Genomic DNA, 14,100 nt, shown 5'->3' with positions numbered 1-14,100 from the left:
CACGAGAAAAACAAAAAATAAATTAACAAAAAGAAAGGAACAAACAAATGATTTTAAAAACAAAATTATTCGGCAAGAGTTATGCTTTTGCAAGCGTAAAGGAAGTTTTGGCAAAAGCGAACGAAGAAAAATCTGGAGACAAATTGGCAGGAGTGGCAGCAAATAGCTCTGAGGAGCGAGTAGCAGCAAAAATTGTTCTTGCTCAACTTACGCTAGATGATTTATTCAATAATCCAGCAATTGCTTATGAGGAAGATGAAGTTACACGCATTATTATTGATGATGTGAACTTGCGAATTTTCAATTCTATTAAAAACTGGACGGTTGAGGAGTTGCGTGCGTTCTTGCTAAACGACAATACGACAGATTTTGATATTAAACATATCGCTCGTGGATTGACTTCTGAGATGATTGCAGGAGTTTGTAAGTTGATGAGCAATATGGACTTAATCGTTGCAGCCAAAAAAATTCGCATTGAAAAAACAGCAAATACAACGATTGGTCGCCTTGGAACATTCTCGAATCGTTTGCAACCAAATCATCCGACAGATGACGTTGACGGTATTATGGCAAGTGTAATGGAAGGGTTGAGTTATGGTTCAGGAGATGCTTTGATTGGGCTAAATCCAGTAGACGATTCTACCGAGTCTGTTATTCGCATTTTAGATAAATTCGAAGAATTTCGTTCAAAATGGGAAATTCCAACACAAACTTGTGTACTTGCTCACGTTTCTACACAAATGGAAGCAGTTGAAAAAGGAGCTCCAACAGGCTTGATTTTCCAATCTATCGCAGGTAGCCAAAAAGGAAATGAAGCGTTTGGTGTGACAGGTCAACTTATTCAAGACGCAAGAGATTTGGCTTTGAAACAAGGACAAGCAGCAGGGCCAAATGTTATGTATTTTGAAACAGGACAAGGGAGTGAATTGTCAAGTGAGGCTCACTTTGGTGCCGATCAGGTGACAATGGAGGCAAGATGTTACGGATTTGCTAGAAGATATGATCCTTTCTTGGTAAATACCGTAGTAGGATTTATCGGGCCAGAATACTTATACGATGCGAAACAAGTTATTCGTGCAGGATTGGAAGATCATTTCATGGGCAAATTGCATGGATTGTCAATGGGCTGCGACGTTTGTTACACCAATCACATGAAAGCTGACCAAAACGATATGGAAAACTTGACGACATTGCTTGCAGCGGCAAATTGCACGTACATCATGGGGATTCCTCATGGCGATGATATTATGCTGAATTACCAAACGACAGGTTTCCATGAAACAGCAACGATTCGTGATTTATTCGACCGTAAACCAATTCGTGAATTTGAGATTTGGTTGGAAAAAATGGGCATTATGGAAAATGGTAAATTAACAGCAAACGCAGGCGATGCTTCTATTTTTCTAAGATAAATAGACATTAATAACGCTAGAGATAGAAAGGAAAGACACATGAAGGCTACAGAATTAAGAACAATGATTGAGTCAATTTTAAAAGAAATGACACAATCTGGCAATACAACTCAAGTAAAGGAAACTGTCGCAACACTTAGCCAATCACCTTCTGTTATTGAGGACGGTGTGCTAGAAGATATTACAGAAATTGACATTCGTAAGCAACTATTGGTGGAAAATCCAAAAAATCGTGAAGGCTATTTGAAAATGAAATTTTACACGCCAGCACGACTTGGGTGCGGACGTGAAGGAACAAGGTACAAATTGCAAACTCAACTTCGTTTTCGTGCTGACCACGCTGCTGCACAAGACTCTGTTTTCTCAGAAGTGCCAGAGGAACTAGTAGAAAAAATGAATTTCGTCTCAGTCAAAACAGTTTGTGAATCAAAAGATGATTATTTAACAAGCCCTCCTCGTGGTCGTCAGTTTGACAAAGCGAATGAAGAAAAAATCAGAGCGGCAGTTCCAAAGAAACCAAAAGTGCAAATTGTTGTCGGCGACGGCTTATCTTCAGCTGCCATTGGAGCAAATATCGAAGAAATTTTGCCTTCTATCAAACAAGGATTGAAAATGCACGGCATTGAAGTGGGAGAAATTATTTTCGTCAAATATTGTCGTGTGCCAGCAATGGATGCGATTGGGGAATATACAGATGCAGATGTTGTCTGCTTGCTCGTTGGTGAACGTCCCGGACTTGTAACAGCGGAGGCAATGAGTGCATATGTTGCCTATCGTCCAACTGTTGGTATGCCAGAGGCACGTAGAACAGTGCTTGCCAGTATTCACAAAGGCGGAACACCAGCAGTTGAGGCAGGAGCATATATTGCAGATTTGATTAAGAAAATGCTAGATGCGAAAAAATCAGGAATTGATTTGAAACAGGCGTAAAGAGAGGTGACGTAAGAATGAAAAATGATAGATTAAGTGCAAGTGTTCTAAGCGTGCAAGTCATTCCAAATGTTGATGATTCTTTGGCAAAAGAGTTGAAATTGAAAAAAGGGATTCGCTCGCTTGGGATTATTACTTCGGACTGTGATGATGTAACGTATATCGCAGTAGATGAGGCGACAAAAGAGGCGGCTGTTGAAGTCGTTTATGCAAGAAGTATGTACGCTGGAGCTGGAAATGCTAGTACAAAATTAGCAGGTGAGGTTATTGCGATTATCGCAGGTCCTTCGCCAGCAGAAGTGAATAGCGGACTTCAAACGGCAGTTCGTGTTATCGAAGAAGACGTAGCGTTCGTAAGTGCAAACGAGGATGATTCGATTCCTTATCTTGCACACGTTGTCAGCAGAACAGGTAGCTTTTTGTCAAATGAGGCAGGCATTACCGAAGGCGAGGCAATTGCTTACTTGATTGCTCCGCCAAACGAGGCGATTGTGGGCATTGATGAAGCGTTGAAATCTGCTGATGTGAAATTGGCAACTTTCTATGGTCCTCCGTCTGAAACAAACTTTGCAGGAGCATTATTGACGGGGACACAATCAGCTTGTAAAGCAGCTGTTGAGGCATTTGCTAGTACAGTTTGTCGAGTCGCTGATACACCACGTGTAATGTAGTAGGTGAGCATATGGAAACAGCATTAGGAATGGTGGAGGTGCGTGGATTTCTTGCGGCGGTAGCTGTGACAGATGCTATGCTCAAGTCAGCAGATGTTCATCTTCAATCATCAGAAAAAACAAAGGGTGGCTTAACGACTGTTGTTGTGCGTGGAGATGTTGGTGCGATAAGAGCAGCAATTGATGCAGGAGTAGAAATCGCCAAACAATTAAATGGTTATTTAAGTCATCACGTGATTGCAAGAGTCGATAGCCAAACAGATACGCTACTTACCAAAAAGCAACAAGAGAAAGAAAAAACAATCGAAACGATTGAAAGAAATGAAGTAAAAATGGAGCAAGGAGAGGAACATTCTGAGGAGAATTTTTCAGAAGAAGAATTGAACAAAATGAAAGTCGTTGACCTTCGCTCGCTTGCTTATGCAATTAATTTGCCAAATTTGACGAAAAAGGAAATTAAATTTGCAAATAAAGAATTATTGGTTCGCTCAATTTTGAACTATAAAAAAGAGGAGGGGAAATAATTGGCATTAGAAGATAAAGATTTACGCTCTATTCAAGAGGTGCGAGATTTACTGAAAAAAGCAAAGGCAGCTCAAGCAATTCTAGCTACATTTTCTCAAGAAAAAATAGATGAACTTGTGCGAGCAATTTCTGAAAAAACCTATGCAAAAAGAGTGGAATTAGCCAAAATGGCAAATGAAGAAACTGGTTTTGGTCGCTGGGAAGATAAGGTGATTAAAAACTTGTTTGCCTCAAAAGTGGTCTACGACTCTATTAAAGACATGAAAACGGTCGGGATTTTGCGTGAGGATATGGAAGAAAAACTTATAGAGGTAGCTGTTCCAGTCGGAGTGGTGGCAGGAATTATTCCGTCAACGAACCCAACTTCAACTGCGATTTACAAAGCAATGATTGCGATTAAGTCTGGGAACAGTATCGTATTCTCACCTCACCCGGGAGCGTTGAAATCTATTTTAGCGACCGTTGAAATTATTCGTGAGGCATTGGCGGAATTGAACGTACCAGTAGATGCAGTAGGTGTGATTAGTATTCCGACTATGCAAGCAACGCAAGAGTTGATGAAACATCCATTGACCAATTTGATTTTGGCAACGGGTGGGAATGCAATGGTGAAATCAGCGTATTCATCTGGCACACCAGCGATTGGTGTAGGACCGGGGAATGGTCCAGCGTATATCACTTCAACGGCTGATATTCCCAAAGCGGTCAAATGTATTATGGATAGTAAAACGTTCGATAATGGGACTATTTGTGCATCTGAGCAATCCGTTATTGTCGAAAAATCGACGGATGCTCAGATTAAAGCAGAGTTTGCAAAAAATGGAGGATATTTCTTAACAAAAGAGCAAGCGGAGAAATTGTCAAAATTTATTTTGCGACCAAATGGCACGATGAACCCGCAAATTGTTGGACGTGATGTGCATACTATTGCACGACTTGCAGAGATTACCATTCCAACGGACGCACGTGTTTTGCTTGCTCCAGAAGAAAATGTCGGGCTGCAATATCCTTACTCTCGTGAAAAACTTTGTCCGATTTTGGCTTATTACGTGGTGGAAAATCACGAAGAGGCTTGTAATTTGGCAATTGAAATTCTCATGGGCGAAGGTGCTGGGCATACAATGGCAATGCACACGGAAAGTCGTGAGTTAATCAAAGAATTTGCATTGAAAAAACCAGTGAATCGCTTGCTCATCAACACACCAGCAGCGTTAGGTGGAATTGGAGCAAGTACAGCTCTCGCACCTGCTTTGACCCTTGGAAATGGAGCAATTGGTGGCAGTGCATCAAGTGATAACATTACCCCACTTCATTTGCTGAACATTCGCCGAGTTGCTTTTGGTCAAATGGGACTTGAAGAAATTCGAGCAATGGATACGCAATGTGAGGTCAACGCAACAAGTTGTAGTCAAGAACAACTCATCGAGTCAATTGTCGCTCAAGTTTTTGAGCAGTTGAAAAATAAATAGAAAATAATTGGAGGATTATATTATGTCATTAAACGCATTAGGAATGGTAGAAACACGTGGATTAGTCGGAGCAATCGAAGCAGCAGATGCAATGGTAAAAGCAGCGAATGTTGAACTTGTTGGAAAAGAACAAGTTGGTTCAGGACTTGTAACAGTCATGGTTCGTGGGGATGTCGGAGCAGTAAAAGCGGCAACAGAAGCAGGAAGTGCTGCAGCAAGTCGTGTGGGAGAATTGGTAAGTGTTCACGTAATTCCACGCCCACACTCAGAAGTAGATGCGATTTTACCAAAATCAATGAAATAAAAAATCTGAGAACACAAAATTAAAGCGTAGCGAAAGTCTTTTGCGAAGAAGGGGAAAATTTAGGAAGTAAGCTGAGTTGTACGACTTGCTTTAGCCAAGCTAAAAATTTCCCCTCTAAGCAAACAATTTAGGTAGAACAAAAAATTAAATTATAAGGAGAGCAAAAAAATGTCATTAAACGCACTAGGAATGATTGAAACACGAGGATTAGTCGGAGCAATTGAGGCAGCAGATGCAATGGTAAAAGCAGCCAACGTTGAGTTAGTTGGAAAAGAACAAGTTGGTGGAGGGCTTGTAACGGTAATGGTTCGTGGCGATGTTGGAGCAGTAAAAGCAGCAACTGATGCAGGAGCTTCAGCAGCAGAACGTGTTGGTGAATTAATGAGCGTTCACGTAATTCCACGTCCACACACAGAAGTCGATGCGATTTTGCCTAAAGCAATAGAAAAATAAAAGGTACTGTAAATTGAGGTTAGGGATTCCCTAAAACGAAAGAATACTCTAACCTCGTTTACCTGAGAATATGAGCTATCGTGTTTTCAGGTAAATGCAAAATTTATAATTGCATGACTTGCTTTTAGCAAAACTAAAAGTTCCCCCGCTAAGCAATCAACTAAGCAAACCAAAACCTAAAAGGTTTCAAAAAATATTCTATAAGTAAGGAGCAACAAAATGGATACAAACATAGAAAAAATTGTTAGTGAAGTTGTGAAACGAATAAAGGAAAAAGAAAGTGACCATTCCTTTGAAATAGAAGCAAGTGCTAGACACGTTCATCTTTCACAAAAGGATTTAGAGTCACTATTTGGCAAAGGGTTTGAATTGACGAAGGCAAAAGATTTGTCTCAACCGGGGCAATTTGCCTCAGGGCAAAGAATTGCTGTTATTGGGCCGAAAGGAATGTTTAGCAACGTGATTATTTTGGGACCAACTCGAAATTCTTCACAAGTGGAATTGTCTCTGACAGACTTGCGTTCGATTGGTTTAAACGCACCTGTTCGGGAAAGTGGCGACATCAATGGTACACCGGGAGTTACTTTGATGAATGGCGAAAATGTTGTGCATTTAGAAAAAGGACTCATTGCTGCTAAACGCCACATTCACATGACGCCAGAAGATGCTGAAAAATTCGGTGTGGTCAATGAAGAAATTGTGAAAGTAAAAGCCTGCGGAGTGCGTCCTTTGATCTTTGATGACGTGGTTATTCGTGTAAGCAAAGATTTTGCGACATATATGCACATTGACACAGATGAGGCAAACGCTTGTGGATTTACAAGAGGAATGCGTGGGGAAATCGTAAAATAATTTTTCGTAAATATGATTGGAGGGAAGTGCATGAAAAGCGAAGAAATAGAAATTCTCATTCAAAAAATAGTAGAGGAGGTCATAAAAAGACTAGACATAAAAGATACATCAACAAATACATTGTGTGCAATGTTGTTAGGAGATGAAAAAAATCTTCCCGAGGCGATTTTTGAAAAAATAACCAATTATCTTGTTCTTTCGCAAGAAATCTCGCTGGCGGATATGCTCTTAGTTGCCAATCTCACGCTTGGGCAACTTTCGGCACTTGCCAATCTTCAAGAAAACGATGAAGAAACAAAAACGATATTGCAAGCTCTGCTAAAGAAAAAAAGTGTATTCATTCTTTCTACTTCATTTTCACTAAAAGAACTGCGGAGTGCTACACGCTTTGGTATTTGGCGAGAAATCGGTGAAATGATGAAAAAACTAGAAAGCTACGGCGTTCACTTTATCCATTCTGATGAAGAATTTGAGAAATTTCTTTATCAAGAGGAGTTAAGGAAAAAGCGAAAACATTCTATTGCAAGGAGGGGGAGTAAATGATTCTTGGTAGAGTAATCGGGAATATTTGGTCGACACGGAAAAATGAGCGTTTAACAGGCTTAAAATTTATGGTCGTTGAGCGGTTAGATCATCAAGAAAATAGCACGCAAGACACGTTTATCGCAGCCGACAATGTGGGTGCTGGTGTAGGAGACACAGTCATTGTCGTAACAGGAAGTGCTGCAAGAGTAGCACTAGAGCAAGAAATCCCAGTAGATTCAACCATTGTCGGCATAGTGGATTCTGTCGAACAAGAATAATCTTGCAAGAAAATTTATTTGTTGCAAAAAAATAAAAATTTATAAGGAGAGTTAAAAATGAGCATTAATGAAATTATTATGTATGTTATGGTTGCCTTTATGGTAATCGGAGCCGTGGATAAATGTATCGGCGGAAAAATTGGACTTGGCGAGCATTTCGAGGAAGGAATTAACGCAATGGGAGCATTGGCAATGTCAATGGTCGGAATTATCGTATTGGCTCCTGTATTGGCTGATATTCTCTCACCAATCGTTGTGCCAGCTTACAAAGCAATTGGAGCAGATCCGTCTATGTTTGCGACAACGCTTTTGGCAAATGATATGGGTGGATTTTATTTAGCACAAAAACTTGCAGAAGACCCACAAGCTGGTTTATTTGCTGGAACAATTCTTGGAGCAATGCTTGGACCTACGATTGTGTTTACCATTCCAGTAGCACTTGGTATTATTAAAAAAGAAGACCACCGCTTTTTAGCAACAGGTGTACTAAGCGGTATTGTAACGATTCCTCTAGGTTGTTTGGCAGGTGGTTTGACGGCGGGTATGCCAATTATTATGATTTTGAAAAATCTTATTCCGATTGTTATTTTTGCAGTTTTAATTATGCTAGGTCTTGCTTTAATTCCTGAAAAAATGATCAAAGGATTTACTATTTTCGGGCAAGGTGTGGTAATTGTGGCAACTTTAGGCTTGGTACTTGGAGCAATGGATTTATTGGTTGGTTTTAAACCAGTGAAAAATATTGCACCTGTTACCGAGGGGATAGAAGTTGTCGGAAGTATCGCTCTAACACTTGCGGGAGCTTTCTGTTTAGTATTTGTTATTACCAAACTTTTTGCTAAACCATTAGAAAAAGTTGGACAATTGCTTGGTATGAATGAAAAAGCAGCAGCAGGCTTGGTTGCCACTCTTGCAAACTCTATTCCGATGTTTGAAATGTTAGGAGATATGGACAACCGTGGAAAAATCATCAATGTAGCATTTGCAGTATCAGCAGCGTTTGTATTTGGTGACCACTTAGGATTTACAGCTGGAGCAGCAAAAGAAATGTTGTTCCCGATGATTGTTGGGAAATTAGTTGCAGGGATTACAGCGATTTTTGTTGCTCAATTTATGGCAAATCGTATGTTGTCGAAAAAAGATTAACAAGCAGTGAATGAACAACATATTGAGAAAAATCATTAGAGTTGCCCTTATTCTTTGGATAAATGGCAAGTTTGTTTGTTAGAAAAATAATCAAGAAAAAACGAGGAAGTATAAATGAATAATTTAACAAAAGAAACAGTTGAAAAAATGGTACGAGAAATTATTATGGAACAATTTTCCCTATCGAAAATTTCCGATAAAAGTGGTATTATTAAGGTAAGCTTACCACAGGTAGAGGTGACGGAAAAAGATAGACTGGATACAGGAAATCCAACGGATAAAGTTTATTGTCATGATTTATACACGCTTGAGGAAAGTCCACGCTTAGGGTGTGGGTTGATGCAAATGGAAGCGTCCACTTTCCCTTGGCATTTAGATTATGACGAAATTGACTATGTGATTGACGGCACGCTAGATATTATTGTAGACGGTAGAGTAAATCGCGTAGAGAAGGGAGAAATTATTTACATTCCGAAAGGAAGTGACATTGAATTTTCCGTAAAAGGAAAAGCACGTTTTATGTATGTCACCTATCCTGCTGATTGGGCAAATCAATAAAGAGTACCTTTAAAGGTACCATAAAATTAGATAGATAAAAATTTTGGAACTGAGGGAACTAGGTGGAACTCCTAGACTGTCTCTAATCAACCGTAAAAGTCGGGTCGCTCGCCAAAATGTTACAAAACAATTTCCTTATGAGAGAGGGAATGGTTTTTTGTGTTACTCAAAAAGTATTTGCCCTGATAGCCCAAAAAATATGAAGGAGGAAAGCAAGGAAAGTAATGAAACCAAGTTTCACGTAGAAAATAAGAAGTTTTTAAAGGTAGCTTTAAGCGAAAAAAATCTCGCAGAAAGGGAATACGATGAAAAAATTATTGCGATTAGTAATATTAGCCGTCCTAGTATTTCAACCAAGTCCAATGCTTGCCGTTTTTGCAGCAGAAAACAATTCGAGTGTTGAGGTTTATGTTGATGTGGAGGGGTATAATTTAGGGCAAGGTTATTATGTTGAGCCAACAAAAGTGAGCTTGCCAAAAGGAACAACGGTCGAAGATGCGACACGAAAAATCTTAAATGACAAAAAATTGAACTATGATGCGTTTGGTTCAGGTAATAGTTTTTATTTGTCAAGGATTTATTCGATTGATAATGGAAAAGTTGCACCGCCACCTTATATTAAAACAAAACTCCAATCTGGGAGCGGAGATGGTTCTTTAGGAGAAATGGATTATTCGAGTACATCTGGTTGGATGGTGACGGTTAATCATGAGCAAATCAACACAAGTGCAGGAAGTCGCGTTCTTCAAGAGAAAGATGTTATTCGTTGGCAATTTTCAGTAGAAGATTATGGCAATGACTTAGGCATTGAGGCAAATGCTCCTTACACTCATGCCAATAAAACGGAACTCATGCGAGGATTGTTTGCTTCTACGGCAAGTGAACAAGTGAAAAAGCAAGCATTAGATGTTCTGATTAACCCTCTTGCAACGGAGCAAGAAGTTTCATCAGCACTGCTTGCGTTGAGCGGGAACGCAACAAGTAGTGTGATTGAAGAGGAGATAGTCATTGAAAATCCTAACGGAAAAATCATTGAGAAAATCCAAAATGCTCTAAAAGAGCATGGTCAAACCGAAGGAAATTGGGATTATTCTGCTATTCAAAAATTAAAAATCACAGGAATGGTTGCCAATACACTTGCCAATAATGATATAGGAAATGCGAGAGAAATCCTTGGTGCAACATTGCAAGAATTGGATTGTTCGCAAGCAACTACGGCGAACGGACCAAGTTACGGTCAAGCACAAGACGGAAGTAGTCCGCTGTCAAATTGGCAAGGGGTGAAAACATTGACTTTGCCAGAAGGCATACGGATAACAGGGAAATTACTTGTTTCCAACACCTCTTTAGAAACGGTTATTTTTGCAGGTGATTTGGCGGTAAATGAAATTTATGATAAAAATTTTACCAATACACCGAATCTGAAAAGCGTTATTTTCAAAGGAACAACGGCTCCGAATTTTAGAGCGGGCAAAGTGATTTTTGACGGAGAAAAACCAATTGCTTACGTGCCAGATAAAACGCTTGGTGGGTACGAATTAGAAAGTTTCACTTCCCAATTTTCAGAGGTGCGAAATATTGAGGCAGAACCTCCTGCAAGCGAGGAAAGTCGTCAATCTTTGAAAGTTGTGATTGATGAGGCGGAAAATTTCCTTAGCAAAGAATCAAAATATACCGCAGAATCATGGCAAGTTTTTTCAACTGCATTAGAAAATGCAAAGAACGTCTATGCAAATACAGCAAGTTCTGAAAAGATAGTTCAAAACGTAACAAAGAAATTGCAAGATGGGATGAATCAGCTGAAGTACAATTCGACCGCAACCTTTGTGCAAGTGACAAAAGGAGCGAAAATCGGGGTTTATCAAAAATCGGAGAAAAATTTCACAGCGTTTACAGAGTATCCATTGAAAAAAGAAGAGAGCTTGTCAACAGATGAATACGACACCTATTCTGTCAATGATTTACCAAAAGACGACAAAATCAATGTGCATTTTGAGGCAACAAAAGCAGGATTTGTCAAACAGGTGAAGTTTTTCAAAAACACCTCAGACGGCTCTCTTGTCAAAATAGATTTGACAAAAGAAAACGAATGGAGCAATGCTGAAAGTGCCACTTTAGATGTTGTAACAGGTGCAAGCGAGGTAAGTGATTCACAATATAACAACAATGTCTATACAAATTTAGACGACACAGGGACGGTGAATTTAAGCATTGGCGAAAGTTTCAACCTTGATACGTTTCGAGTGTGGCAAGCAACTCAAGGAGTGGTGGCAAATAATTTTGTCGAGCCAGAATATCATTTTGAACTTTTAGGAGATGCCACAGAAATTGAAAACATCGGCAATGTCGGACGAGAGCAGTTGAAAATTACAGCGAAGAAAAAAGGACTTGCGATTGTCAAAGTTACTTACGGAGCATTGGATTATGTGGACGAAAATGGAAAAGCGTTGAAATTCAATGGAATAGACAAACGAAATACGCTTTCCGTTGTGGTAAATGTTGACGGTGGAGAGAATTTTGACACAGGTCTTTCACTAAGAAACGATTTTGATACGGTTTATTTTGATAAAACGATTGGAGCAGGAGAGTTAGAGTTTACACCTGCAAAAGAAACGAGTGTGCGTGTGCATAAACCACTGAATCAAGCAGAATTTGGCACAGCTTGGACGGAGTATGAGGCGGATAAAAATGGCAAATTCCACATTTTCGTAACAGAAGGACGCAATATCGTAGAGCTTACGCATAAAGGAGCGAAACGTTATTATATCGTCAAAGCAAAATCCTTAAATGTGCAAGTGGAAAATATCACTCGACCAAATGAGAAATTTAAAATTGGCGATACAGCGAAAATTACCTTAAAAGGAATTGAGCCAGCAATTGAAAAAATGGCTGCTATTTACAATCCGGGGTTTGGCAATAAATTGGCACCAAGTATTGTCTATTCTGACGGAGAGTTGGAGTTCAAGAGCAATTCGGCAAAACAGTATAGTGAATTGATTACAGATTTTGTGGTCAATTATACGATTACGGATAAGACAAAAACTGTTTTAAATGGAAATGTAGTGGTAGGTTCCATGGGTTCTACTATCGGTAGTCATCGTTCCATTCCTTTAGCAGGTGTTCCAGCAAATATGACAGCCGTGGCAGTGGGACCTTTCCCGTTTGGGATTTTGCCAACTATTTCACTAGAGTTGGAAAAAGAAACAGAAAAACCAACAGAACCAGAAGAACCAACGAATCCAGAGAAACCGACAGATCCGGAAGAACCAGAAAAGCCAGTGGAACCAGAGAAACCAACAGAGCCAGAAAAACCAACGGTTCCAGAAGATGTATTTCCAAATCAAAATTTGACGAAAGTGTTACAACAAATCGAAAAAGTTGCAGAAAGAAATCCAGTAGCAACAGAACAAGATTGGGAAATTCTCGCTTTAGCACGTGGAAATATCAAAAACGATACACTTTACACGAAGTATTACCAACAACTCGTCAATTATCTCAAAGCCAATTATGATACAGAAACAGGCAAATTGAAAAATGCGAGTACGGGAAAAATTGAGCGAAAATCAACGGAAATGAGTCGAATAATCCTTACGCTATCTTCCTTGGGTAAAAATGCACAAAATATTGAAGGAATGAATTTGTTGAAAGGATTCCAAGACTTTGATTATTTGAAATGGCAAGGTGTGAATGGAACGATTTATGCTTTGATTGCTTTGGATAGTAGAGAATATCAGAGTGAGGAACTTGCTGGTTTACGTCAACGATTGATTACAGAAATTCTTGAGAAACAACTAGCAAATGGTGGCTGGAATTTAACTGGAGATGAACCAGACCCAGATATGACGGCTATGGCATTGCAAGCTCTTGCTCCATATTATAATAATGCCAATCCAAAAGTAGCAACCGCAGTTAATTTGGCAATTAAATATCTTTCAGACACTATGTCAAACGCTGGTACATTCAAGCCTGCGGGAAGTTGGGGCGAAGAAAATGCTTGCACTCTTGCTCAAGTGGTGACTGCTTTGTCAGAATTAGGCATAGATGCAGGAGGCGATGTTCGTTTTACCAAAGGGAAGAATACTCCATTAAAAGCCTTGCTAAGTTATCAACTTCAAGACGGAAGTTTTTATTATAGTACAAGTACAACAGGAAAAAGCGATAAAATGGCAACTCATCAAGCCGCTTACGCTCTAACAGCTTATAGTCGTTTGAAAAACAACGAAAACCGTCTTTACGACATGCGAGATGCAAAAGATATTGCCAATTCAACTGGTGAAAATAACGGTTCTAATGGTCAAAACGGCACGGACGGTCAGAATGGCACGGACGGTCAGAATGGCACGAACGGACAAAATGGTACTAACGGAACAAACGGCACGGACGGCCAAAACGGCACGGACGGCCAAAACGGCACAGACGGACAAAATGGTACTAACGGAACAAACGGAACAAACGGTCAAAACGGTACGAATGGTACAAACGGCACAAACGGCACAAACGGAATCAATGGTGCGGACGGACAAAAAGGTCCAACAGGCGATACTGGAAAAGCTGGAGCCAATGGTCAAAATGGTATAGACGGGAAAAATGGTACGAATGGAGCAAATGGAGTTGACGGAAACAACGGGAAAAACGGATCGAATGGTGCCAATGGCGTAAATGGTACAACGACAAGCATTATCAAAACAACAAGCACTCCTGAAACATTAACGACTAACCGAGAACGTACTTCTGAACTTGGCACGTATTCTGGCGATGAAAAACAAGCAAAAACGACCACTCAAGCAACCGATGTAGCAAGTGATATAAATGAACCGCAAAAAATAGGTAGAGCTGATTATACATTGCCTGTTACTGGTGACGTTGTTGAAAAAGGTTGGTTTGCTAAAAATCAAAAAATCATTTTGTGGGTGTTATTCATGGGAATTATCGGTGTCTTAACTGCCTTTGTCTTGAAAATAAAGAAAGTGTGGTAGG

At 39.8% G+C, this 14,100-nt stretch carries 13 protein-coding genes and 1 riboswitch; all 13 genes read left to right on the top strand.

Annotation, left to right across the window (positions count from 1 at the left end; genetic code table 11):
- The first annotated feature begins 47 nt into the window (after positions 1-47).
- The gene (locus B5D30_RS00605; protein ID WP_078806081.1) at positions 48-1,412 is read left to right on the top strand and encodes an ethanolamine ammonia-lyase subunit EutB; all 1,365 of its coding nucleotides are present in this window, start codon (positions 48-50) and stop codon (positions 1,410-1,412) included.
- A gap of 39 nt (positions 1,413-1,451) precedes the next feature.
- Positions 1,452-2,342, top strand: a complete 891-nt coding sequence (eutC, locus tag B5D30_RS00600; protein WP_078806080.1) for an ethanolamine ammonia-lyase subunit EutC — start codon at positions 1,452-1,454, stop codon at positions 2,340-2,342.
- Positions 2,343-2,359: 17 nt separating this feature from the next.
- Positions 2,360-3,013 carry an ethanolamine utilization microcompartment protein EutL gene (gene eutL / locus B5D30_RS00595; protein WP_078806079.1) on the top strand — a complete coding sequence of 218 codons (654 nt, stop codon included), beginning with the start codon at positions 2,360-2,362 and terminating at the stop codon, positions 3,011-3,013.
- An 11-nt stretch (positions 3,014-3,024) separates the two neighbouring features.
- Positions 3,025-3,537 carry a BMC domain-containing protein gene (locus tag B5D30_RS00590; protein WP_078806078.1) on the top strand — a complete coding sequence of 171 codons (513 nt, stop codon included), beginning with the start codon at positions 3,025-3,027 and terminating at the stop codon, positions 3,535-3,537.
- Positions 3,538-5,007 (top strand): acetaldehyde dehydrogenase (acetylating), encoded by a 1,470-nt coding sequence (locus B5D30_RS00585; RefSeq protein ID WP_078806077.1) that lies wholly within the window; start codon positions 3,538-3,540, stop codon positions 5,005-5,007.
- Between the two features lie 22 nt (positions 5,008-5,029).
- On the top strand, positions 5,030-5,311 hold the full coding sequence (gene eutM / locus B5D30_RS00580; RefSeq protein WP_234984584.1) for an ethanolamine utilization microcompartment protein EutM: 282 nt from the start codon (positions 5,030-5,032) through the stop codon (positions 5,309-5,311).
- Positions 5,312-5,479: 168 nt separating this feature from the next.
- Positions 5,480-5,764, top strand: a complete 285-nt coding sequence (gene eutM / locus B5D30_RS00575) for an ethanolamine utilization microcompartment protein EutM (RefSeq protein ID WP_078806076.1) — start codon at positions 5,480-5,482, stop codon at positions 5,762-5,764.
- A 219-nt stretch (positions 5,765-5,983) separates the two neighbouring features.
- Positions 5,984-6,616: an ethanolamine utilization phosphate acetyltransferase EutD gene (gene eutD, locus B5D30_RS00570; RefSeq protein ID WP_078806075.1), complete on the top strand. Its 633-nt coding sequence runs from the start codon at positions 5,984-5,986 to the stop codon at positions 6,614-6,616.
- A 30-nt stretch (positions 6,617-6,646) separates the two neighbouring features.
- Positions 6,647-7,159, top strand: a complete 513-nt coding sequence (locus B5D30_RS00565) for a hypothetical protein (protein WP_078806074.1) — start codon at positions 6,647-6,649, stop codon at positions 7,157-7,159.
- Positions 7,156-7,419: a EutN/CcmL family microcompartment protein gene (locus B5D30_RS00560; RefSeq protein WP_078806073.1), complete on the top strand. Its 264-nt coding sequence runs from the start codon at positions 7,156-7,158 to the stop codon at positions 7,417-7,419. The genes B5D30_RS00565 and B5D30_RS00560 overlap by 4 nt, the downstream gene beginning before the upstream one ends.
- Positions 7,420-7,476: 57 nt before the next feature.
- Positions 7,477-8,565, top strand: a complete 1,089-nt coding sequence (eutH, locus tag B5D30_RS00555; RefSeq protein ID WP_078806072.1) for an ethanolamine utilization protein EutH — start codon at positions 7,477-7,479, stop codon at positions 8,563-8,565.
- A gap of 114 nt (positions 8,566-8,679) precedes the next feature.
- On the top strand, positions 8,680-9,123 hold the full coding sequence (locus B5D30_RS00550; protein WP_078806071.1) for a cupin domain-containing protein: 444 nt from the start codon (positions 8,680-8,682) through the stop codon (positions 9,121-9,123).
- 40 nt (positions 9,124-9,163) lie between these two features.
- A riboswitch (adenosylcobalamin-variant (AdoCbl-variant) riboswitch) is annotated at positions 9,164-9,241 on the top strand.
- Between the two features lie 187 nt (positions 9,242-9,428).
- Positions 9,429-14,099: a DUF4430 domain-containing protein gene (locus tag B5D30_RS14180; protein ID WP_078806070.1), complete on the top strand. Its 4,671-nt coding sequence runs from the start codon at positions 9,429-9,431 to the stop codon at positions 14,097-14,099.
- Position 14,100 lies beyond the last annotated feature (1 nt).

The organism is Pilibacter termitis, from assembly GCF_900167335.1.
GTDB classification, from domain to species: domain Bacteria; phylum Bacillota; class Bacilli; order Lactobacillales; family Streptococcaceae; genus Pilibacter; species Pilibacter termitis.
This window is presented reverse-complemented; position numbering and strand designations above follow the sequence as displayed.

Excerpts from the sequence above, each read along its gene's own strand:
- B5D30_RS00605 (WP_078806081.1), top strand. The coding sequence starts at position 48 with ATGATTTTAAAAACAAAATTATTCGGCAAGAGTTATGCTTTTGCAAGC.
- eutC (WP_078806080.1), top strand. The coding sequence starts at position 1,452 with ATGAAGGCTACAGAATTAAGAACAATGATTGAGTCAATTTTAAAAGAA.
- eutL (WP_078806079.1), top strand. The coding sequence starts at position 2,360 with ATGAAAAATGATAGATTAAGTGCAAGTGTTCTAAGCGTGCAAGTCATT.
- B5D30_RS00590 (WP_078806078.1), top strand. The coding sequence starts at position 3,025 with ATGGAAACAGCATTAGGAATGGTGGAGGTGCGTGGATTTCTTGCGGCG.
- eutM (WP_234984584.1), top strand. The coding sequence starts at position 5,030 with ATGTCATTAAACGCATTAGGAATGGTAGAAACACGTGGATTAGTCGGA.
- eutM (WP_078806076.1), top strand. The coding sequence starts at position 5,480 with ATGTCATTAAACGCACTAGGAATGATTGAAACACGAGGATTAGTCGGA.
- eutD (WP_078806075.1), top strand. The coding sequence starts at position 5,984 with ATGGATACAAACATAGAAAAAATTGTTAGTGAAGTTGTGAAACGAATA.
- B5D30_RS00565 (WP_078806074.1), top strand. The coding sequence starts at position 6,647 with ATGAAAAGCGAAGAAATAGAAATTCTCATTCAAAAAATAGTAGAGGAG.
- B5D30_RS00560 (WP_078806073.1), top strand. The coding sequence starts at position 7,156 with ATGATTCTTGGTAGAGTAATCGGGAATATTTGGTCGACACGGAAAAAT.
- eutH (WP_078806072.1), top strand. The coding sequence starts at position 7,477 with ATGAGCATTAATGAAATTATTATGTATGTTATGGTTGCCTTTATGGTA.
- B5D30_RS00550 (WP_078806071.1), top strand. The coding sequence starts at position 8,680 with ATGAATAATTTAACAAAAGAAACAGTTGAAAAAATGGTACGAGAAATT.
- B5D30_RS14180 (WP_078806070.1), top strand. The coding sequence starts at position 9,429 with ATGAAAAAATTATTGCGATTAGTAATATTAGCCGTCCTAGTATTTCAA.